Annotated in this window: 8 protein-coding genes; 2 read left to right on the top strand and 6 right to left on the bottom strand. The window is 64.0% G+C overall.

Annotated elements, in window-relative coordinates; all coding sequences use genetic code 11:
* Nucleotides 1–124: 124 nt before the first annotated feature.
* The 6 genes from D6Z24_RS01425 to D6Z24_RS01400 form a co-directional block, all read right to left on the bottom strand.
* Nucleotides 125–2,023: an O-linked N-acetylglucosamine transferase, SPINDLY family protein gene (locus D6Z24_RS01425; protein WP_129124755.1), complete on the bottom strand. Its 1,899-nt coding sequence runs from the start codon at nucleotides 2,021–2,023 to the stop codon at nucleotides 125–127.
* Entirely contained in the window at nucleotides 2,020–10,476 is an 8,457-nt protein-coding gene (locus D6Z24_RS01420; RefSeq protein ID WP_162605058.1) for a glycosyltransferase, read from the bottom strand. Before D6Z24_RS01420 ends, D6Z24_RS01425 begins: the two co-directional genes overlap by 4 nt.
* On the bottom strand, nucleotides 10,473–16,541 hold the full coding sequence (locus D6Z24_RS01415) for an FkbM family methyltransferase (protein WP_162605057.1): 6,069 nt from the start codon (nucleotides 16,539–16,541) through the stop codon (nucleotides 10,473–10,475). The genes D6Z24_RS01420 and D6Z24_RS01415 overlap by 4 nt, the downstream gene beginning before the upstream one ends.
* 321 nt (nucleotides 16,542–16,862) lie before the next feature.
* The gene (locus D6Z24_RS01410) at nucleotides 16,863–18,056 is read right to left on the bottom strand and encodes a tetratricopeptide repeat protein (RefSeq protein WP_129124752.1); all 1,194 of its coding nucleotides are present in this window, start codon (nucleotides 18,054–18,056) and stop codon (nucleotides 16,863–16,865) included.
* A 153-nt stretch (nucleotides 18,057–18,209) separates the two neighbouring features.
* Nucleotides 18,210–20,006: a tetratricopeptide repeat protein gene (locus D6Z24_RS01405; RefSeq protein WP_129124751.1), complete on the bottom strand. Its 1,797-nt coding sequence runs from the start codon at nucleotides 20,004–20,006 to the stop codon at nucleotides 18,210–18,212.
* A gap of 299 nt (nucleotides 20,007–20,305) precedes the next feature.
* Entirely contained in the window at nucleotides 20,306–21,148 is an 843-nt protein-coding gene (locus tag D6Z24_RS01400; RefSeq protein WP_246014531.1) for an EamA family transporter, read from the bottom strand.
* A gap of 175 nt (nucleotides 21,149–21,323) precedes the next feature.
* Here D6Z24_RS01400 and D6Z24_RS01395 point away from each other — a divergent pair, with 175 nt between their 5' ends.
* Complete coding sequence (locus D6Z24_RS01395; protein WP_129124749.1) at nucleotides 21,324–22,034, top strand: cytidylate kinase-like family protein; 711 nt, start codon at nucleotides 21,324–21,326, stop codon at nucleotides 22,032–22,034.
* Between the two features lie 252 nt (nucleotides 22,035–22,286).
* Complete coding sequence (locus D6Z24_RS01390; protein ID WP_129124748.1) at nucleotides 22,287–22,709, top strand: peptide chain release factor family protein; 423 nt, start codon at nucleotides 22,287–22,289, stop codon at nucleotides 22,707–22,709.
* Nucleotides 22,710–22,831 lie beyond the last annotated feature (122 nt).

Here is a 22,831-nt window from a genome sequence, read left to right as displayed (position 1 = left end):
CCTTTCTCCCCTGCGAGGGGCCTCGCGCCGATCCCGCCTGAACCCTTTTTCACCCCCGACAACCCTATCGTCATTATGGCCGCTGCACGCCTCACCGGCCTATACTTCCCCGGCAGTGCCTTCTCTATACGTGCGCTCTTTCGCGACACCACTTACCCCACGCTGATACCAGAGCCTGTTCGAGGGTACGGGTGAAACCGGCCCCGTCGGTGAGAGGGGAGGCTGCCATCCGGGCGCGGAGCGTCTTTCTGATGGAGGCGAGTCGCGGCAGGTCCGAGGCGAGCATCCGGGCGGTCTCCACGAAGCGACAGGCGTCATCGGCCGCCAGTTCCGGGAGCCCCACCGTGCTAAGGAGCGAGACCCCGACCCGAGCGCGGTGTACCCCCCCCGAGAGGGTAACGACGGGCACCCCCATCCAGAGCGCTTCACAGGTGGTCGTGGTGCCGTTGTAGGGGAAGGTGTCCAGGGCGATGTCCACCTTCCCGTAGAGGGCCAGGTGATCGCGGTAGGAGGGGGTGTTGCCGGTGAGAGTCAGCCTCTCCCGGTCGATCCCGTGCGCAGCGAAGGCATCCATAAAGCGCCGGCTCGTTTCGGCGCAGGCTAGGGAATAACCCTTCAGCAAAAGGCGCGCGTCCGGCACGGCGTGTAGCACCTCAGACCAGAGCGCCACCGTTTCCGGCGTGATCTTCGCCGGGTTGTTGAAGGAGCCGAAGGTCACGTGGCGCGCCGTAAGCGCCGGCAGTTCGGCGACCTCGGGTGCCTCCTCGGGTGGGGCGAAGCATGAGAACGGACCGGGAAGTCGCAGCAGTTCCTCGGTGTGAAAGCGTTCGGTCGCCCCAGGTGGATCGCAGATGGCGTCGGTGATGCGGTAATCGATGGCAGCAAGTCCGGTCGAAAAGGGGTAGCCGATCCAGGTCATCTGCACCGGAACGGGCTTGTGCGCGAAGAGGGTCAGGCGGTTTCCCGCCGAGTGCCCCGAGAGGTCGATGAGGATGTCGATCCCGTCCCGGCGGAGAAGCTCGAAGAGCTGCGCGTCGGAAAGTCCCGCGATGCCGACGAAGCGGTCGCACAGGGCGGCGATCCGAGCGCTCCTGCCGTCGGGAACGGTGACGTTCGCATAGCAAAAGACCTGGAAACGCGTCCGGTCGTGGTTTTTCAGCACCGGCTCGATGAAGCGCGCCACGGCGTGTTCCCTGAAATCGGCAGAAAGGTACCCAAGCTTCAGTATCCGGCCGCTCGTCGGGGCGTTGTCGTGTGGGGGGGGCGCAAAACGGTGTGCGGCGCCGAAGGCTGCATGTTCGGCGAAAACGGCCTCTTCCCCTATGTGCGCCGGGTAAAGCAGGGTGAACAGGAGGCAGCTTAGTGCATCTTCGTAACCCGGCCTCAAGCGGAGCGCTTCGCGGTAATGCGCGATTGCCTCCGCGTGCCTTCCCTGCGCCTTGAGCGCCGTCCCGAGGTTGTGGTGCGCCTCGGGGAAATCCGGTTGCAGCCTGAGCGCCTCCAGGCAGGAGCGGATGGCGGCCGCGACGTGGCCGAAGCGCTCCAGCAGCACGGCGATGTTCGCGTGGTAGACGGGGGATAGCGGGTCGAGGCGGATCGCCTCCTTGAAGGCGGCATGGGCCTCTTCGCCGTGTCCGAGGGCGTTCAGCGCGAGACCGAGGTCGTTTTGGTAGTCCGCCCGGTCCGGCGCGAGTCCACATGCCCTTCGCAGTTCCTCGGCTGCTTCGGCCATGCGTCCCGACCGCGCAAGGGCCAAGCCGTACATGCCGTGCGCATCACTCCACTGAGGCTCGAGCCTCGCCGCGCACTCGAAATGCGGTAAGGCATCAGCCGGCCCCGAGAGCCGTTGCAAGGCGCACCCGAGGTTGTAGTGCGCCGGCGCGAGGTCGGGGGTTAGCCGCAGGGCGGCACGGTAGCATGCGACGGCGCCTTGCACATCTCCGGCGGTGTAACGCTCGTTCCCCCAGTCCAGGTACGCCTTTGCGTCGATGGCGGCGGAAGTTGTCTTGGTGGCGTCCGTCATATTGCCGAACCCCTTTTCTCCAACCGCTCCGCCAGTTCCCGCACCGGGACGGCAAGATCCCCGCGCTCCCCCCGGGCAAGTCCCGCAGCGTATTCAGTCAGGAAGTCGACGCAGTCATACCCCATTTGCGCCAGCCTGCGCGCGATCGCCTCCGCCTCGTCCGTCTCGCCGGCCAGGAGCCGGCAGACGCAGAGCAGGGAGAGCGCGGGAGGATACTCGGGCCATCTGAGCAGCATGTCGCTTGACAGTTCCGACGCGCGCTCCGTGTTCCCAAGGAAGAGTTCGCTCTTGGCGAGGTTGAACGCCGCTTCCTTCATGTCGGGTGCGAACTGCACCCCCTTCAGGGCGTAGTCGCGTGCCTTCCCGTAATGCGCGAGGCGCAGGTGCAGGTATCCGAGGTTGAAGTACGGCTCCCACGCATCCGGGGTCAGTTCGAGCACCTTGCGCCAGAGTTCCTGTGCCTCGGAAAACCGCTCGAGCTCGGTGGCCTGGATCGCCAGTTCGGTGAGCGCCTGGACGGTGGCGCCCCCCTCGGACAGCTTCTTCATCCCCAGGAGGTAATACTGCTCCTGCTTCTCGGCGCACTTCACGTTGTCGAGCTTCCCGTAATGGTGCACCGGGATGTCGCAGGATAGGACCGGGATGCCGCAGCGCGCCAGCGAGCCTTCCACCAGTTCGTGCACGGCCCCCTCGAAACGGACCCGGGTGTCGTTCGGGAAGAGCCGCACCTTGAGGCTCGGGGTCCAGCCGAGCCCGCGCTCTTCCGCCGGGTACTCCCCCGCATTCGCCGTCCAGTTCTTCCGGGCGACTTCGGTGGTGTAGTTTCTTGTGGTGACCGAGAAAGCGGCGGAACCCGCACGGGAAAGTAGCTCCTTCAATAACGGCAGGTCGCGTGCCGCCAGTACCTCGTCCGCGTCCAGCACCAGAATCCAATCCCCGCTCGCCTTAGCGAGCGAGAAGTTTCGCGCCTCTGAGAAGTCGCCGGTCCATGGGAAGGAGAATACGCGTGCCCCGAACAGACGGGCCAGGTCGCCGCTTCGATCGGTGGAACCGGTGTCGACGACAACCAATTCGGCGGCAAGCGGCTTAACCGAAGCAAGGGCCGCAGCAAGATGCCGCCTCTCATCCTTCACGATGATGCAGACGGAAACGGCGGCGCGGCAGGGTGAGTCGGAAAATGCTGGACCTGCGAGCCTTCTTATTTCCAGTGCCGCGTCGAGCCCTGCATCGTCGAGCCCGAAGCCGACCGCCGCACGCTCGATCTCGTCCATCGCTTGCAGGTAATGTCCTTGCCGGATCAGCACCTCGATGAGCCCGAAAGAGAGACCCTTGTGTTCAGGGTAGATAAGGCACGCCTCGCGCACCCTTTCTTCCTCGCGCGGCAGGGCTTCCATTTCCTCGGCCAGGCTGTGGAACAGGGCAAGGGCTGAGAGCTGCAGCGGAGAAAGGACGAACCCCTTTTCGGCAAGATCGAGCGCCTCGCGACGCTCACCCCGCTCCCGATGCATGATCGCGAGCTCGACCCAGGGGGGGGCGAACCCCGGGTCCGCCTGGCAGGAGCTTCGGAACATGGCCTCCGCATTTTTTGCGTCCCCCCTGGCGACCGCCGCTTTTCCCTGCAGGTAGAAGGAGACTGCGCTCTGCGGTGCAAGCCCCGCGACCTCTTCGGCCAGCGCCAGAGCCTCTCGCTCCTGTCCCAGCGCCATGCGGCAGCGCCAGCTAAGGTACAGGCGCTGCAACTGTTCCCCTTTTGGGACCTGCCCCAGCACATCCAGGGCGTTCTGGAAACTCCCCGCGTCGAGGAGCGCCTCGGCGAGAAGCAGGTACGGCACCGGTTCGCCCGGCGCGAGGGCGATCCCCTGCTGCAGGAACAGATCGACCGCTTCCTGAAGCCTCCCGCGCCTGGCGAGCTCCTGCGCCCGATAGAGCGCCTGGCGGCATGCCACTCGCTGCGCCAGTGCTTCGTCCAGCCCCCCAAGCGCCCATTTTTCGCGCAAGGAGAGTTTTCCTGGTTCAGGAGTTTCAACCGCCGTGCAAGTCGTGTGGTGGAGGAAGACATCTCCAGCGATCACGCAGCCAAAGCCGGCCAGGGCGGCGCGCAGGCAGAGGTCTTCTCCTCGGTCGGACCGCTTCAGCCGGGCGTCCAGAGCTCCTGCGGCCTCAAGCGTCTTGCGGGTCAAGAGGAAACAAAATGGGGCGACGGCCTGGACCGACATGCGGCGCCGGGCGTGTCGTGCCGCGAAGGAACGGGCGAATTCTGCCACGATGGCCTCGCTCTCGTCCCCGGGGCCTTGGGCTCTTTGCAGACCTGTCGCGCCGTCTCCCATGGGCCCGACGATGCCCGCACCCTCTTCCAGATCCAGGCAGGCGAGCATGTCGGTAAGCCACCCGGGAGTCACCACCACGCTTTGCTCCATCAGCACGATCACGTCGCCACGCGACTGCGCAAATCCTGCGTTGCGCGGGTCCGAGTCACCGGTCCGGGTGCCGCCGTCCACCAGGCGGCAGCCTCCATGCCGGTGGGCGAGCTGCTCTAGGCGGGCGAGATCCTGTGTGGCGTCATGGACCAGGAGCACCTCGTGCGCTTGCGGCGTGTGCCGCGCGATGTTGTCGAGGCAGCGCTCCAAACCTTCCAGGGGTCCGGCTGCCTCGATGACGATGGAGCAGAGGGTTTCCTCCGCGCGCGCCGGGACCTCCTCGTTGCAAGGCGGCTTTTCTGCGCTTTCTTCGCTCAGGGCCAACAGCCGCGCACGTACGTAAGCGGCGGCCTTCTCCCAGGTGAAGTTCCGGGCGATGTGCTGGGCTGCCGCCCTTCCCCTTTGCCGCGCTTCATCGCGATGCTTCGCCACGTGCCGCATAAGGTCGGTGAGGGCTGCGGCATCGGGCTCCGCGAGCCAGGGGTAATCCACCGTTTCCAGTACCCCCACCTGTTTCGTCGGCAGCTTTACCTCCCGCGCCGGTATCAGGTACGCCGTCTCGTCGGAGCAGAAATCAAGGGCGGCGCCATACCCGGTCACGATCGCGGGGAGGCCGCAGGCCATCGCCTCGGCCATGGGGAGCCCGAACCCCTCGCCTCGGTACGGGTGGACCAGGCAGTCGCAGGCCGTGTAGAGTCCGGCGAGTTCCCGCTCCGGGAGGAACCGGTCCAGGTATTCGACTTCGGGGAGTTCCGGGTTTTGCCGGTAGCGCGCGATCAGGTCCTGCGCGGTGCGCCCCTGGTAGAACGATCCCCCCCCCATGTCCTTGATGACCAGGCAGACGTCGTCGCTGCTGGTGAAGGCGGCGGAGTACGCCTGAAGCAGGATGTCGATCCCCTTGCGCGCGATGGTTCCACCGACGAAGAGGAACTTGAACCTCTTGCGGGTCTCAAGCGCGATGGGGGGAGCCTGCGGGTTGAAGAGCGCCGTGTTGACGCCGTTTGGGACGGTGAAGACCCGTTCCGGCCGGACCCCGCTGCGCAGGTAGCAGTCGCGCACGTAGGAGGAGGGGACCCACACCTCGTCGACCTTCTCGTTCATCGGCTCGATCCAACTGACGGGAAGGCTGCCAAACTCCCAGGGCTGAATCATGACCCAGCGCCCATGCGGGGGAGGGGTGAAATCGGGGGGCCACTGGTGCCGCACGTGCACCGCAGGCTGCGTGGGGAGCGGGCGCCGGACGGCCTCGGCGAGCAGGTGAAAGCGGGGATCAGCCTCGGCCCCGAACTCGTCCTCTTCGTAGGGGATGATGCTCAGCGGATAGCCGTCCCGGATCAGTTGCAGGCAGAGTTCCCGGTTCACCAGCGCGAGGGAGTGCCCGACGAACTGCGAACCCTCCCACACGACGGCGGGAAGGGAGGCGGGCGTCTTCTTCGTCCCAAGCCGGATGCGAAGCTCCAGCTCCGGCATAAGGAGAGGCTTTCGCTCCTTAAGGAGACGGTAGATCTCTGCGAGGTGCCCCATGTAGCGGTCGAAGGAGTGTGGCGAGGCGAGACTTCCCCGCATTCTGGCGACCATGCCGGGATCGGCGGCGCAGCGCTTAAGGCATGCGACGAGCTCCGCCAGCGAGTCGTGCCGGTACAAAAAGCCGTTCACCCCTTCCTCGACGAAATCCGGTATGCCGCCGATCTTCGCCCCGATGATCGGGAGCCTTAAGGCCATGAGCTCCAGAAGGACCAGCGGCGCGCAGTCCTCCCAGACGCTGGGCACCACGGCGACGTCGATCCCGGCTGCGATGGCTGGGAGATCGGCTTCACCGTATGCGCCGTGAAAGACGACCATGCCGCGCGAGTCGAGCGTTCGCAGCTCCTCCAGGTACCCCGTGGAGATGAATCCGTACACGTGGAATTCCGCCTCCCCGGGTTGGAAGAGCTGCGCCGCTCCGACCAGCATGTGCACCCCTTTGTGCGGCATGACCCCGCCGATGAAGCCGAAGCGCAGCGGCTTTTCGAGCACTCTCGCGCCGAGGGGGGCGAGCGCCGGGTCGTGCCACAGGAGGTCGGTGGAGCGGCTCGCCTGGTGCACCACCGCGATTCTTTCGGGTGAGGCGCCGAAATCTACGAGCAGCTCCTTCTGACGCGTCGATACCGCCAGGGTGACGTCGACCCACTCGTTGATGAGGCGCCGCGCGGTCTCGCTCCGCAGCCGGTATTGCGGCACCTTCTCCGGGTTGCGCGCCACCGCCTCAGAGTTCGCGATAAGGTCGGTCCCGTTCCAGAGCGAGAGGTCGCTGTTGAAAAGGTAGAGGTCGGGATCGATCATGTGGTAGTTGTGCGGCGTGTAGAGGCTCGGGATGCCGGCGCGCCTCGTCTCCTGCGCCATCGCGAGGGTGAGGCCGTGGAAATTGTGGAAATGCACCACGTCCGGAGCGCTCTCCAAAAGCACCTGCCGGAAGGCCATAAGCACCCCCTCGTCGAGCATCTCGCGTTCCGGGTGGTCCGGATCGGTGAAGCGCGCCGGCCGGTTGAAAAGGGCGAAGAGACGGACCCCCTCCTCTGAGGAGCTCTCCAGCGCGTATGCCGGCCGGGCGGGGTCGGTCGCAAGGGAAGCGTAGAAAACGGTGACGCGATGCCCCTGCCGGGCGAGCTCCAGCGCCACCGACCTCGGAAAGGTCGTGCCGCCGCCGGTCTCGTTCCAGCCGTACATGGTGAAAAGGATGCTGAGCCCATGAGCGGCAGGGGGGACGGGGTTGTGGTCGCCAGATCCGGCAAGCACCCCGCCGTCGATCTGCAGCGTTTCCCGCCACCGCTTTAGAAAGCGCCGCCTCCCCCGCCCCTCCTCGTTATCGACCCCTTTCTCGTAGTGGAACTGTTCCAGGCCGATGAGCCTTTTGGTGCGGGACTCGAGGTGCGTGACCACGCTCGCCGGGCAGTACATCACCTTGGCCCCCGCGGCCCTCACCTTCATGCAGAGATCCAGATCCTCGTGGCCGTTCACGTAGGCCTCGTCGAACCCGCCCACCTGCCGGTAGAGCCCGCTTCTGATCATAAGGCACGCGCCGGTCACCATCTGGTACTCGCGCGGGACGTTGACGAGCGGGCTGTCGGAGGGCTCGCACAGGTGCACGTGGTAGGGGTAGGGCTCGCCGTCGCGCAGGCCGACCACCACGCCTGCATGTTGGACGCGGTCGTCCGGGTAAAGGAGCTTGCTCCCTACGATGCCGACCGTCGCGTCCTGCCGCGCCATCGCGACGAGATGCTCCAGCCATCCGGGGTGCGGCAGCGTGTCGTTGTTGAGAAAGAGGATGAACTCCCCGTTGGCAGCCTGAGCCCCCTGGTTGCATGCCTTCGCAAACCCGAGGTTAGAGGCGTTGCTGATCACGGTGATCTCCGGCGCGCGGAGTCTCTCGAGCAGTGCCCGGGTCCCGTCCTTTGAGCCGTTGTCGACGATCACCACCCGGTACATCCCTTTGGGAGTGTTCGCGGCGATGGCCCTCAGGCAGTTCTCGGTGAGCTCGGCGCCGTTGTAGACCGGGATCACGATGGTCACCTCGGCCGCGCTTCCCGCCACGGCCTTCTGGCTTCCCTCGGCAGGGACGCTGCCTCCCCCTGCTTCCGGGGCCTCGCCTTTGCGGCCGACGACCGCGGCGTAGACGGCGGCCAGCTCCACCGCCTCGTCGTGCGACGTCTTCACCGGCGTTATCCCGGCCCTCAACCTTTGCAGCAGGGCGGGGTCGTCGATGAAGGCGTTCATGCACGCGGCGAGGTCCGCGTGGTCCCCGGATTTGAAGAGCAGGCCGTCCACCCCGTGGCGGACCGCCTCCGGCAGCGCACCGGCGTCCGAGACGATCACCGGGACGCCGGCCTGAAGGCACTCCCTGACGGTCTGGCAGAAGCTCTCGTTGCGGGAGGGAATCACCGCGACATCGATCGAGGCTAAGATGCCGGGCAAGTCGCTGCGCAGGTATGTCCCGTGACCGGTGACCGGCACCGGTGCGTTAAGTTCTCCCCCCGCCTCCCGGAAGTACGCCGGGTCGCGTACCTCCCCATGGATGGCGAGCTCGGCCCTGCCGGGGCGCAAAAGGTTCGCCGCACGCATCAGGACGTCGAGTCCCTTCACCGGGTGGATATGGCCGATGTAGCCGAAGCGGACCCTCCCCTGCGTCCCGTTTTTCCGGGGCAACGGGGAGAGCTCGGGCAGGCCGAGCGGGTGCACCATGCAGCGCGGGTGGTCGAGTCCGTGGCGCCTGAGCTTCTCCAGCATGAACCTGGAAGGGAAAAGGATCGTGTCGGCGAGTAAAAGCCGCGACAGGATGTAATCCCTGCGCTCAGCGAGGAGTTCCTCGAGAGCCTGGTCGCCCGGGCCGGGGGAGCCGCCGGTGAGGCAGCGCGTGCAGGCACGCGCCGGGACCGGTCCCTCTTCGCAATACGTGCCGTCAGGGCGGAAGAAATGGTACAGGGGGCAAACCGCCCAGCCGTCGTGGAGCGTCACCACGCTCGGTATGCCGCAGCGCGCCGCGGCGTCGAGCAGCGAGGCGGAGAGGTCGATGAAGTGGTGAAAGTGCACGAGGCGCGGCTTGATTCGTTGCAGAAAACGCTCGAAGTGGGCCGCGAGTCTCTCGTTGTGGAACTGTTCCCTGAGCTGCCGGATGCCGTCACTGCCGGAAGTGGGGTGGACGTTCATCTCGGCGACCAGGATGCCCTTCTCATCGCGTTCGACGATCTCCCCCTCCGGCCGGTCCGGGGCGTGCCCCGGTACCAGAACCACCACGTGAGCTCCCCCCAGGCGGAGTTCCCGAGCTAGGGACGCCACGTACAGTTCGGTCCCGCCTGTGTTTGCAGGAGGATAGCCGTGGCAGACAAGCAGGATCGGGCTTGGGAGCCGCGGTGTTTTCGCCATGGCGGTGTCCCGGGGGGGGAGGCCGGCGACGAGTTCCTGCTGGGACGGAAAGGCGAGGCCGGACGGCATGAGTTTAAGATCCGCCGGGGAACAACGATCGGCGGTTACCAGGCGGAGGTTCGCCGCCACGTCGCTGTCGGCGCCGCGTGAGACGAGCCGCTGCAGGATGCTGAGCGCCACATCGCGCTCCCCGTCATGAAAGGCGGCAACCGCCAGGTTGTTCCAGGGGGCGACGGCGTTGCCTGAGAGCTCGGCGGCGCGCCGGAAACAGAAAAGGGCGAGCTCCGGGTCCCGCTCCGGGCCCCCCTCCTTCCAGGGAGGGTAGAAGCGCAGCGCCCGAATGCCGAGGTCGAGAAGCGCCTGCGCCTTTTCGACGTCGTTTTCGCAGGGGACCCCCGCCGCGCGGTAGAGGCCGAAGACGGTTTCCTCGTTGTGGTAGGTCCTGCGCAAAAGGGTGTTTTCGTTCCCCATCCGGTTGTCACGGAACGAGATCGCGGTCGGCGCCTCCAGGTACAGTCCCAGCGGTTCCGGCAGATGCAGCGCCTTGCAGGCGAGCGCGAAGCGGATGTTGAAGTCGTAGTCCCCGGCGGCGTGGAAGGAGCCGTCGAAGAAGCCGATCTTTTCGTGCACCGAGCGCCGCCACATGGGCTGCGGGCCGAGCTGGTAGTGGAGCAGGGAAGCGGGCGCCAGGAAGTCCGGGTATCTGAAGAGCCTCTTCCGTGCGGACTCCGCATAGGTCTCGTTCTCGACAGTGGAGACGTAGCAGTCGCCGTAGACGAGATCGACCCCGGGGTTCGCCTCCAGCGCGGCCGCCATGACCTCCAGCGCGTCGGGTCGGTGCCGGTCGTCGGTGTTCGCGTTGGTGAGGAAGACGCCCCGGGCCGACTCGACGCCGCGGTTCCAGGCCGCGTAGAGGGTTTCGCGCTCGGTGCGCAGGTAGCTTATACGCTCCGGAAAACGCTGCTGCCAGCGCTTGACGATCTCCCCCTCCTGCTCGGGAGAGCCGCTGTCAATGACGACGATCTGCAGTTCGCCGCGGGCGAACAGGGTCTGGCCGGCGAGGTCAGTGAGGCACCCCTCCATGAAGCGCTCGGAGTTGTAGGTTGAGACTATAGCGGAAACTCGGAACTTGCTCATCCCTGCTCCCCACCGTTCGCGGCGCGCGCGAAGAAGGCCCAGTGCCATTTCCCTCCTTGCACGTCCAGCGTCCTAAGGGTGACCATCCTCAGGCCCGCCTCCTCGACGAGCGCCTCGATTTCGGGCGCGCTCCAGTTCACCGACGGCTCGTAGGTTTTCAGTTCCGCGTCTGTCGTGCCTCCGGAGAGCTCGGCGAACTGGCAAAGCCCCCTGCCGCGAGCCGACAGCTTTTGCGCCAGCCCGAACAGGTAGTCGCGCACCAGATCCCGGGTCAGGTGCTGGAAGACCGTTATGGAGTAGACGAAGTCGAGTTCGGCCTCGATCCCGCTGCGCCAATCCTGGGCCAGGACCGGGGTGAAATTGTGCACCCCTTTGGAGCCCAGGTACTCCTGGGCTTTCTTCAGGATGGTCGGGCTCACGTCGATGCCGTAGACCTGCTTTACCTGCGGCGCGATGGACAGGCTTTCCCTTCCGTAGCCGCAGCCGATAACTGCGGCGTTCATGGTCCGGTCGAGCGCCATGAACTCGGCGATAAAAGCCTTGTCACGTCTCGAGGTGTCCCTGGGTTCTCGGGGGTCGCTGCTGCCGAAGAGGCGCCGGTACTCCTGAGCACCGAACTTCTCCATCAGAAAGAAGTTCTGGTTTTCGAAATAACCTTTCTCCTGCATATGCTGCCAGTACTTTAGGTTGCTGCGTTCCACCTTCGGTGCCCCTCCGTCTTCCAGGTCGTGCGGTGCTGTGGGTGAGGTCGCCGCACCTACGCCGAAAAAGAGGGAGACCACCTGGACTACCGGATACTCCGGCGCGGGTTGGTCCGACTCGCTGCACGGGGTTTCGCGAGGCAGCAGTGCGTCCCATCCCGGCATGGCAGCCTGCGACGCCAGCCGGCCATCGGCTTCCTCATGGTAGCAGAAGCCGCACCAGGTACGTTCATGGGGAAGAGCGCGAAGCCGCACCGTCCCCCCGGGGGGGACCTCGGTCCCTATGCAGAGAAAGTGGAAGCGCTCCCCGTGGTAGCACCAGTGGTCCCAGGTCGAGTAGCGCCGGTGAAAGCCGCTCGCCGTGATTTCCACCTCGAGCAGCCCGGCCCTGGACCCGACCACGAGTTGGATCCCGGCCAGGTACCCTTCACCAGGGATGGCCAGTTCCTGTCCGGGAGCCATCTCCCACACGTGCGCATCCTTGAACTGCCGGGTGCATGGTTCTTGGGGGGATAACGAGAGTGTCTGCAGGTAGCGGGTGCCGAACAGAGGTGCCGGTACTGCGGAGAGATGCCCGCCACCTCCTTTGAGCAGCGTGGCGAGATGGGTGATGGTGGTGGCGGCGACGAACCGTGAGCCTTCCGGCGTGGTGTGTACCGCGTCCTTGATCACCTGCTGTAGTTCCAGCTCCCCTGCGGTGATGGCGCTGAAAAAGCGCGAGCAGACGTTGATACTCGGCACGCCGTAGTGCTGCGCTACCGACTCGTAGCAGGCAAGCCACGGGTTCTTTTCGTTGAAGAGATGGTCGGCGCGGTAGAGGTTCAGGAAGATCGGTTCGCACCCGATATTCCGCGCTCCGCGCACTATGGCTTCCAGCGCCGGGCCGATCTCCGGCAGCGGCGTGAGCCCGTCGTTCATCTCCCCGGTAAGAAGCTCGATGAAGCAGATCTGCGGGCGGAACTCGAAAAGTTCTTGCCCCACCTTCTGCAGGGCTGCTACCGACCCCATGGCACCGTAAGCGAGCACCACCTTTCCATGGTCCTGTCCTGTGAGGCGGCACAGGTGGTCGTGCAGGAATGCTACGTACGAGTCCTGCTGTGCCGAAACCGAGGCCCCCAGGTACCCGATCCGGCAGGGACCGCCGGTGAGTCGTTTAACCGTCTCCGTGGAGATCCCCGAGCGCGGGACGAACTCGGCTGCGAGCGGCTCGCTGCGCAGGTAGGGGAGTTGATCGTGGAAAAAAACTGCCGCGACGGGGCTCGCATAGATCCTGGCGGTCACGTCGTTGAACCCCTTTGGCCTGCGCACCCCCAGCATGTCGGCGAGCTCACCGCGTATCACCCCGAGCCGGTCGGGCCGGGGTGGTAGTGCCTCCCGCGGCTGCGCGGTCTCCCAGGCCACATCCCAAATGTCGAGGCCCGTGAAGTGCTCCCGGCCGTAGCGCGCGAACCAGGCGAGCACCTGCTCCATGCGCCAGTTGTCCGGCTTCTGGTAGCATTCGTGGTCAAACAGCGGGTAGCCGGAGAACCACGCCTCCGGCGCGCCCTTGAGGACCATGTTCCGTTCATCTTTGCTGGGGGCATATCGCTCGTTGATTTCGGCGTCGGGCTTTTCCGGGGTGCGAATGCGTTCCATGCACCGGTACCAAGCCTGCTTTAAAAGGAGGTTCGCCCAGTTGGTGAACTGGAAATGCATAAGCCCCACCTCTGGGCCGTTGACGCGGATCGTGCGGCCCGCGATCCCTTTGGGGATGCGGGGGGTGTGAATGAAGTCGCTGGTGTAGTGGCTGCTCCAGTTGTCTCTGAACGCCACCGCCTTGTAGCTGTTGCTCCAGATGCTGCCGTCGTCGCGGTAGTTGGAGGTGGAGCGCCACAACTGGAGCCACTGCAACTCCAAGATCTCGCCGGGCTGCAGGGAGAGCAGGGTTCGACGCAGGAAACCGTTCCGAAGCAGGTTCGCCGTGAAGCACTCGTCCGCATCCGTGACGATGAAATGGGTGCCGCCGATGGCGCGCCCTGCATTCAAGAGACGGTTGCGATCTCCCGGTTCATCGCGGAACCAACTCCGCTTGCGGATGATGTGCTCGACGCGGCAAGAGGCGGCGTAAGCCTCGCACACGGCCACGGTGTCGTCAGTCGAGGCGTCGTCGAGGAGCACGATGGCATCCGTGAACAGCGAGAGCAGGCGTAGGGCCTGCCCAACGATGGCGCTCTCGTTGCGCACGGTGACAAGCCCCACGATCTTCGGCGGTCTCTTGCTCCAGTCGAAGGGGACCGTCACCTGGTTGCGCTGTCGGTGCGGCTGCGGCGGCGGTTCCGGGAGTCCGGCGATGAGGGCGAGGTCGGCGGCGTCCTTCCCCTCGCCGCGCCGGTTCTTCATGGCGGCGATGATTCCCAGCGAACCGAACCTGATGCCGTGGAAGTAGAAGTGGTTGGCCGGGTTGAAGATGATGTCGTCGCGCGAGGTGACGTGATGGGCCGTGCAGAGGTTGTGCGATCCGATGAGGTCAGGGTCCCCGAAGGAGAGGTCGTCGATCCCTGTGTGCAGGAAGTCTAGGTCGCGGCATTCCCTGAGGCCGTAAGCGGAGAGGATGGCAGAGCCGTCGATGCAGTAATCGTCTGGGGTGGCGTCCTGTAGGTAGAGCCCCGCCTCGAAGCGGGTGAACAGGCCCCAGAAGTTTTCCATGTAGGTCATCCGGGCGTTGTTCAGGAAGTGCCTGCTGTTGGCGTTGAAGTAGATGCTCGCCAGCAACTGGGTCTCGCGGTGTGTGTCGTTGATGTGGACACTGTCGTTTTCCACAGCATAGACGGCACGAATCTCCTTCTTGAGCCGGCGCAGGTCGGCTCCCGGCCGGGGCTCGAAGAGGAGCGCACGCACCACGCCGTGCCCCGCCGGGAAGCAGCAGCTCGCCTTGTACCTGGTGCCCGGCCACTGCTGCACGGCGTCCCCCGCCCAAGATTCGTGCCGGTACATCTGCCAGATTAGGAGCGCGGGTCCGTCGCCGCGTACCTCCAACTCCCTGCCGTAGACGATGTCCCCCTGTTCCAGGAGCATGCGCAGCACCGCCTCGTCCTTGGTGCGGTCGGCGGCGGGAAAGAGCGTCACCATGATGCAGCGTGGGCTCCAGCGTACGTACTCGGTAGCAATGGCGTCACATGCTTCCTCCGACAGTCCGCGGTCACGGAACCAGCGGTAATCGTACACCGGTGCGATCCTGTCGCAGCGCAGCACCTGCACCGGCCGGTCGTGGTAAATTGATGCCGCTGCCCGGTGCGCTCCGTCCACCGGAGACCCTAGTGGATCCACCGGCAGGAGGCTCCGGTTCGGCAAAAAGCCTTCACTGCCGATGCTTTCAAGGGTGGCGCGGAAATCTGCTTCGAACGCCTCAAATCCCTCCTTTTCAGCGGTCTCCCTGATGCAGTTGAAGATGGCTAGGTGCTCGCGGTACAGCTCGACACCAAAGAGGGTGTCGTGCCCCTCAGTAGTGAGACGTGCATATATGAGCTTTGCCGGGATGTCGAAGCGTCGCGCCGAGAGGAGAGTTCGCGGTCCGGTGGAGGCTCTGGTGAGGCGCGCCTGCTCAAAGTAGCGGTTCTCCAGGAGGAACGGGTGCAGACGCGAGGCAACCGTGTCAAGAGTGACCGGCGTCTCAGGTTCGCTTTTCGCCATTACCAGTGAGAGCCCCCCCTGATGCAGCATGCGGTAGCCGAGCCCCTTGAGGCGTGAGACGGCCGGCTCCGCCCCTTCCCGGGGCCCGAGAACCACGACGGCGGGTTGTTGGTTTTGCCATTCGAACCCGGCGAGGACGGAGTCGGGGGCGGGGGTGTTGATGGCCAGCAGGTCGACCGTAGCAGTTGCAAGTGCCTCGAGAACCCGGTCGAAGGGTACCTCCGGGACGTCGCCGTCGGACTCCCTTCCAGGGCCTTGGACGCGGGCGCGTGCGCAGCGGACCGAGCTCCCGGCGTATGAGTCCGACAGTTGTTGAAAAACTTCTCTCCGGGGTTCGAGGCAGATGCCGCTCCAGCCGTGCTTTTCATGCAGGCGGCGCACCTTGCTTTCGGTGTATCCGTCCCCGGCACCGATCTCCACGAAACTGCGTGACGGTGCACCATGCCTGAGGAAATACTCCTCGATGATCAAGTCGGCTCCATCGTCGCAGTAGTAGCCCTCCATGCGACGCAGAAGGTCACGCGCCGCACCTGACTGCGGTTCCTGGGCGAGTACCCCCTGTGCAAGCATTCGTGCGGAGGTGAGGCATCCCATGCGCCTGCCCTGCTCCGCCAGGAGCAGCAGGTCTTCGCTTGCCATTATGCCGCCCTCGCCTTGCACCAGCGTCTTGACGAGCGACGGGGCGCGCTCCAGTTCGAGGAGTGTAGCTACAAGCTTTTCTTGATCTCCAGATCTTGCCGCGTCGGTCAGGGGGGATGACGCGCTCTCCCGTGCGGGCTTTCGCGGCGACCCATTAAGGGATAGTGATTGCGGGAGGGACGCCATGAAAAGGTCCTGCCCATTGTCCAGCAGCAGGGAGTAGCCATGGGCTCCGAGGAAGGCGAAGATCTCTTCCCTGTTGCTGCCGTATTCCACCACGATCAGCGTGGGACGATGGCGTCTGAAGTTGAGCCCCCTGAGGACTTCCAGGTCGTGCCCCTCGGCATCTACCGAGAGGAGGTCGAAATGGGCGACGTTGTTCTCGGCGAGGATGGAGTCGAGGGTCCTGACCCTGACCCGTTCTTTGCGCCAGACCGCGCCGTACTCCCTCTGCCATCGCTCAGTATCCTCTTCGGTGAGACTGGCCACGTCGCTCCCCCAGTCCGGGAGATGAGGGTAGGTCGATACGTTGAGTTCCGCCTCGCCTTCCTTCTCTCCGATGGCGCAGCGGACGCAGGTGACAGGCTTTCCGCGGTAGGACGAGGTAAGTTTGGCGAAGTTCTGTTCCACCGGCTCAATGGAGATGCCGCTCCAGCCATGCTGTTCGACGAGCCTTCTTACGTTGCTGTAGTGCACGCCGTCGAAAGCGCCCACTTCAACGAAGAACTTATCGGTCGGGGGCACCGAGGTGAAGAAGCTTTCTATAACGACGTCCTGCTCCTTTTGAGCATAAAAGCCGCGGGCATGCCTCGGGAGTTCGCGGGCGAACCAGAATTGGGGTGATATCTCTAGGACGATGCTGCAGGTGTAGTCGACAAGAGGGAGGTTTCCTGCGTCCCGCGCGACTTGCGCCAACCGCCAATAAAAATCCTGGTCCTCCACACCGGCAATCCGGGCCAGTTTTATCTGCCGTATTGCAGCATCGGTACGTCCCTGCGCTATGTTAGTTGCTATCTCTTCAGAAAGCTCCTGAAGCTTCACATCTGCTTCGGCCAATCCCATCTCTCCCCCAGTAAGCCGTGGTGTGCCGTGGGTGGCGCGAACCGGATCTTGGGGACTCGGTCGCACCGCTCGGCGTCGTGTCAATTTTTTGAAGAAATAGGGACGGATGTAGCGACTTGCCTTAAGTCATTCCCGTTCCACATTTTTTCAGACCGTTACGGGGCTGCAAAGCCTTGACGGCAGACGACTTTTCAGTTTCTGCAGATGTCGTGCCAGTGCCCGCGGATGTACGGTGTGGAAGGAGGGGGAAGGGGGGGGGAGGGGGGGGGAGGGGGGCGCGGCGCGAAGGGGGCGCTTCCCCGGGGTGAAGTGAGTCTAAAAGGGGCTTTCCGCCGCGCCGTCGAACTCGTCCGCGGTCGGGTCCATGATCTTGCCGCGGGCGTCGGTACCGGAGAACTTGAAGACCATGTGGGACGGGTCGACGGTCGCGTTATTGGTGGAGTTCTGGCTCAGCATAAAGGTGACGGTGGCGGATTGCTTCTCCTGGTCGTAGACCACGCTAATTGGGTTCTGCGGGATGTACGCCTCGGTTGGGAGCACTGGCAGAAGGTTGTTATAGTAACCGGCGGCGCCGCCGCTCGCCTTCGTGATGGTCCAGTTGCTCGTGTCCTGCACGGATGTCGGGTCCATCGCGGAATCGAAATAAAAGGTGAGACTGAAGGCCTTGGACTGGAGCGGCTGTCCAGTGGTGCTGTCGACCCCGAGGAGGCCGACGAGCGCAGTCCCGGACTCCAGCGCCGGGAAGAAGGTGTCGGTCTCGCCGCCGCCGCCTGCCACCATCTTCGGTTGGGCGATGGTCGCCTTCAAAAGTGCCCCCTGCGACGCGTCCAGCAAGGTCAGGGTGTTCACCTCCTGCTGGGCGTTAGTGCTGTCGCCGAGTTCGGAGTAGGCGACGCCCAGCTCGAAGTGGGCCGCTGCCATCTTCGGCCGGATCTTCACAGCCTTGGTCAGCTCCTTCACCGCCTCCTCGTACTTCCCCTCTTTGTTGTAGGTGACACCTAAGCTGTAGTAGGGGTTCGGATCGTTGGGGGCCATCTTGGCGACCTTCTTGAACTGCGCCTCCGCTTCACTCATGCGGTCGGTCTGCAGGTAGAGCTGTCCTAGTGTGTAGGGGGCTAGGGTGTCGCTGGGGTTCAGGCGCGCGGCCTCTTTGAACTCCTTCTCAGCCAAGTTGTACTTCTTTTGCTGCAGGTAGATGTTCCCGAGGTTTGTGTGCACAGAGTCCTGGGTGGGGTCAAGGGCGAGGGAGCTTTTGTAGGTCTTGATGGCCTCATCGGTCTTGTTCTGTGCGAGATAGGCGTTGGCGAGGAGGTTGTATGGCTGTGCGGTGGTGGGATCGAGCGAAATGGCGCGTTTGAACTCGTTGGCCGCGCGGGTGTAATCCTTCTTCTGGAAGAATGTCGCACCCGAGGCCATAGCGCCGGTCGCTGCCTGTGCCCTCATGGTGTCCTGCGAGGTAAGCGTATCGAACATGTCGCTTACGTAGTCCCATGCTGTTTTCATTGCCATAACGTCCTCCGCCTTGGGCTTGTCAGCCGCTGTACGTATCGGCGCAAGCCGGGCGAAACTTTAATAAAAACTTGCCCCGTCCCCAGTAAGACGGGGCCTGCCACGGTGTTGGTTGTAAACGTTCAATGCTGAACGTTGAACGTCCTCTCGGTTCTACCCGTTCACCGCCTGCTTTAGCGAGTTCAGGCTTTCGCGGGCTTCGCGGTTCCAGGGCTCCAGGTTGATCACCTTGCCATAGAAGCTTTCCGCCTCCGCAGGGCGGTCCAAAACGGTGCAGATCTTACCCAGACCCATCAGCGTCTCGATGTTCTTCGGTTCCTTCCGGAGCTCTTCCAGGTAGATGTTGATGGCGCCGTCCAGGTCGTACCCCTCCACGAAGTAGAAGTCGGCCAGGTTCTTCCGGAAGGTGCTGTTGCCCGGTTTCAGTTGCGCTGCCTTCTCGTAGTGGATTCTGGCGGTCTCATTGTCCCCATGCTCGTAGGCTAGGACAGCCAGATCGTTATGCGCAGGGGCGAAATCCGGGTAGAACTCGATGAGTTTGCGCAGGTTCGTCTCAGCACCTGAGCGGTCGCCGCTTTGCACCATCTGCTGCGAGACCTCGTAGAGCTCCTCCGCAGTCATCTCGTCATCCTCGCATGCCGGGGCGGGTGCCGCTGCCGTAGCGCTTGCTTGTGCCGGTGCGGCCGTGGCCTCCCTGAGCGCTTTCAAGCGCTCGCGTGCCGCTTGGTTCCAGGGCTCGATCTCGAGCACCCTCTGAAGGAACGATTCCGCCTCGGCCGGCTGCCCAACCCCCTCGCAGATGAGGCCCAGGTTCAGCAGGGTCTCCACGTCGCGCGGGGACTTCTCGTGGAGCTTCAGGTAGATGGAGATCGCTTCTTCGGTCCCGTCCGTCTCGACGTAGAGGAGATCGGCCAAATTCTTCAGGTAGACATCCTCGTCCGGCTGCAGGCGGACCGCCTCGCGGTAGTGCTTGAGAGCCTGCTCGCAATTGCCGAGTTGGTAGCTCACTGCGGCCAGATCGTTGTGCGCAACCGCGTGGTTCGGGTAGCGCAGCAGGTGCTCCTTGAGCACCCTTTCCGCCTTTTCCATGTCACCACCGGAAAGAACGGGTTTCAGGTTCGCGTACGCCTCGTCCGGGCCGAGCGGGGCCGGGGCAGGTTGTGCTGCCTGCGCCGGGGCGGCTTGCTCGAAGCTATGCAGCGGCTGCGAGGAAAACTGCTCCTGTACCGGCATCGCGGTCGCACGGGGCTCGGACTGGACGGCCTGGCCACTTGCAACAATCAGCTTGAGCCCGGTGAATTCTTCAATGTGCTGGATGCGGAAGCGCTCCACCGTCTTCAGTAGGAACTCGCGTATGCCGTGGTTCGGGTAACCTTCCGGCAGGAACCCGATGCTGTCGTGCAGCTCCCTGCGCCAAAGCGGGTGCGGTGCCACCTCGGAGAGCTGGGAGAGCTGCTGCACCGTGTAGTCGGGCCAGATCACCTTGCCGTAGCTTGTATGGTTTGCGAAGTTTTCGTGGGGGATGGCGGTAAAGCAGGTATCGCCGTAGGCCAGCATCGCGGTGGGGTTGGTTTCCAGCGTCGCGGCCAACTGCTCGTAGGCGTCGCGCCTCATGCGGTCGGTGGCGTCGAGGATGGTGAGGTACTTGCCCGACGCAATCTTGAGCGCCATGTTCACTGCTTTGACCGCGGATGCGGCGGGGACCTTGAGCATGACGAGCTTTCCGTACCGCCTTTGCAGGTCGGCCGCCACGGCCCATTCGCATTCGTCGGAGCCTTGGTCCACCAGGATGACCTCCATCCTGTCGGCGATGCTCTGCTCCATAAGGCCACTAAGGCACTCCCTGAGGTGGGATTCGCGGTTGCGGGTGACGACGATGGCTGAAACGAGCGTGCCGTTATCAACCACGGCGACCGGGCCGCCGTTTGGGCGGGTAACTAGCTGGCTCATGAGTATCTCCATTTACGGTTTGGTCGACAGCGTGCCCGCCGCGGGTCTAAGGCAAGGTGCGGGCGGGGCTGATCAGGATGATCGAAAGCAACTGCCATGCCAGAGGCGGGAGCGCCCGGCGGCTGGGCTATAAGACTCGGGGCGGTAAAGGCTGAGCGCGGCTTCCCGCGCCGGACGGAAGGCAGGCATGTAAGACCGGTGGGCGCCGATGACATATCCGTCAACATTTTGAAAAGGTTTCTTGCCGCGGTTTTGTCAATTTCCCGACGGCTCGCGGCGGTGCTGTTGCGGGCGACCGATCATCCGCCGAGCACGATGAGGAAGACGCCCGCCAGCATGATGAGGGTCGGGACGATGCCGCCGCGTTCCTTGAACAGGTAATGGCCGTACAGAACGCCGAAGAGAAGGCTCAGGCGCTTCACCGCGATCATGTAGGCGACGTTGGTCAGGTTGACCGCGTAGACGTGGGTGAGGGCCTGCAGCGCGTAGCAGACGCCGGGGAGCAGGGCGGACCGCACCGTGCCGTTGCGCGCGGCCTGCCCGAGTTCGCCGCGCGCCTTGTAAAGGGCGATAGGGGTGACGGCGAGAACCAGGAGCGGCAGGTAGACCGCGGCGAAGAAAAGGGGAGATGAGGCGGCGATGGCGCGCTTGCCGAGCGTCGAGGTGACGCTGTAGATCGCCGCGACGCCGAGCATGCACAGGGCCCCCTTTTCCCGCGCGATTGCTTTCAAGGGGGCGAGGACCCCGCTCTCCCCCTTGCCCGATTTCAGCAGGTAGCCACCCAGGGCGATGAGGAGGATCCCGGCACCCCCCATGGGGGAGATCCGTTCGCCCAAGAGCAGAAACGGCACCACCAAAAGGAGCAGCGGCGTAAGCGACAGAAGCGGCAGGGTGAGCGACAGCGGCGAGAGTTTGAGCGCCTTCGTGTAGAGGATGATGGCGATGGTCTCCAGCGGCAGTGCGGTGAAGACGCAGAAATAGAAGTCGTCACCGATTACCGGCACCGGGATGAAGGGGAGCGGCATCAGGAAGAGCGGCAGTGTCGGGACGATGCGCAGCCAGGTAACCAGATATTCGTTACGTCCCTCGAGGGCGCGCTTCGTCGTTGCATCGCTCGTGGCGAGGAAGAAAGCGGAGATCACTGTGAGAGGAAACCATAGGGGCATCATGTCGGAAATGATAACGGAAAAAAGCGGCGCCGCAGCGGCAACCCCGCGTATGCGCTCGAAAGAATGGCGTCGGGCGGTTGACTGTCGCGCAAAAAGGGGCCTAATTAGAGGTGTTAGGCCGGGGAATTAACCTGTACAGGAGGGTGCCATGTCCAAGAGCATTTTGATCCCTTCCATCGAGCAGAGGCTGCGCGGACTGATGGAGGTGGGGCGGAGGAACCTGCATGAGCACGGCTTCGTGGATGTGGAGCGGGGCAACCCGACGGTGACCATCACCCGAGAGTTCGGCTGCGAGGGGTACCCGGTGGCGGAAAGGCTGCAAGGGCTTTTGGAGAGCCGAAGCGGCAAGCCCTGGCTGGTGATGGATCGCGCCCTGCTCGATGCGGTGGCAAAGGACCATAACCTCAACCAGGAGATCCTGGAGAACCTGGGAACCAAGAACCGCTTCCTCGACGACATGCTCTCGACCTTCTCGTCGCGCTGGAAGAGCGACAAGGATTATTACCGCCTGCTCAGCCGCCAGATCCTGGCGCTTGCCACGGAGGGGAACGTGATCCTGGTGGGGCGTGGTGCCTCGATCCTCACCCAGGACACCGGCAATTGTTACCACTTTAGGATCGTTGCCCCGATGAGCTTCAAGGTGAAGTCGGTCGCCGCCCGCTGCGGCATTTCCGCGGACGAGGCCCAGGACAAGGTCCGGGACAAGCAGCGCCAGCGCGATGCCTTCCTGAAGGATTTCCTCGGGCGGGACATCACCGATCCGACCCTCTACCACCTCATCTTCAACAACAACCGGTTCACGGCGACGCAGATCGCCACCCTGATGGCCGACGTGGTGCTGCCCCAATCCGGGCGCTGAACTCCGCCCGACCCACCGAAGAACATCCCGGTCTGTCCATTCCCCCTCTCCCCTTGGGAGAGGGGCGGGGTGAGGGCGTTGCAATAGGCAATTAATGGCCCGTGGCGTCTCCCTCACCCGGCCTGCGGCCACCCTCTCCCGGGGGGAGAGGGGATGGACGTCGTCGTCTCCGCATGCTTACCAACTGCACATCTTTGACTTCCTCGATATCCAACGCTATCATGGCCGGCGATTCGAAAGGGGAGACGCAAGATGGCCGATTTCGCGGTGAGCGAGGAGAAAAACCGCTGGCTCAGGGAAAAGATGGAGCAGCTCGGGGTCGCGGAGAAGGATCTGGAAGAGCGCTTCGTGCACGCTTCAGGGCGCGGGGGGCAGCACGTGAACAAGAGTTCCTCGTGCGTGTACATAAAACATCTCCCGAGCGGCACCGAGGTCAAATGCATGGAGTCGCGCAGCCAGTCGCTGAACCGCTTCCTGGCCCGGCGCCTGCTTTTGGAGAAGCTGGAAGGTGCCGGTGGCGGCAAGACCAAGAAGGAACTGGCGGCGGAAAAGCTGAAACGGCAGAAGGCGCGCAGAAAACGTCGCGGCACCGTGAAATATGGCACCGTTGCTGCAAATGAAGCGGAGACGGAGCCGGAAAGCGGGGAAGATGCGTCAACCGGTCAGGATCTGTGACAATAAATTGACCGCGTTACGGTCACAGAACGCCCTGCTCTTCCATACCAAGTGCGTCTGATTTCCCCCGTAAAGCTTCTAAAAATAAAGTTGACAAGGTAATGAGGACAAGGGTATAAATT

This window comes from Geomonas oryzae (assembly GCF_004117875.1).
In the GTDB taxonomy this organism is placed as follows: Bacteria; Desulfobacterota; Desulfuromonadia; order Geobacterales; family Geobacteraceae; genus Geomonas; species Geomonas oryzae.
This window is presented reverse-complemented; position numbering and strand designations above follow the sequence as displayed.

What these genes read in the sequence shown, in the direction of transcription:
- D6Z24_RS01420 (WP_162605058.1), bottom strand. Translation starts at nt 10,476, where the DNA reads ATGAGCAAGTTCCGAGTTTCCGCTATAGTCTCAACCTACAACTCCGAG.
- D6Z24_RS01410 (WP_129124752.1), bottom strand. Translation starts at nt 18,056, where the DNA reads ATGGCAATGAAAACAGCATGGGACTACGTAAGCGACATGTTCGATACG.
- D6Z24_RS01405 (WP_129124751.1), bottom strand. Translation starts at nt 20,006, where the DNA reads ATGAGCCAGCTAGTTACCCGCCCAAACGGCGGCCCGGTCGCCGTGGTT.
- D6Z24_RS01425 (WP_129124755.1), bottom strand. Translation starts at nt 2,023, where the DNA reads ATGACGGACGCCACCAAGACAACTTCCGCCGCCATCGACGCAAAGGCG.
- D6Z24_RS01390 (WP_129124748.1), top strand. Translation starts at nt 22,287, where the DNA reads ATGGCCGATTTCGCGGTGAGCGAGGAGAAAAACCGCTGGCTCAGGGAA.
- D6Z24_RS01395 (WP_129124749.1), top strand. Translation starts at nt 21,324, where the DNA reads ATGTCCAAGAGCATTTTGATCCCTTCCATCGAGCAGAGGCTGCGCGGA.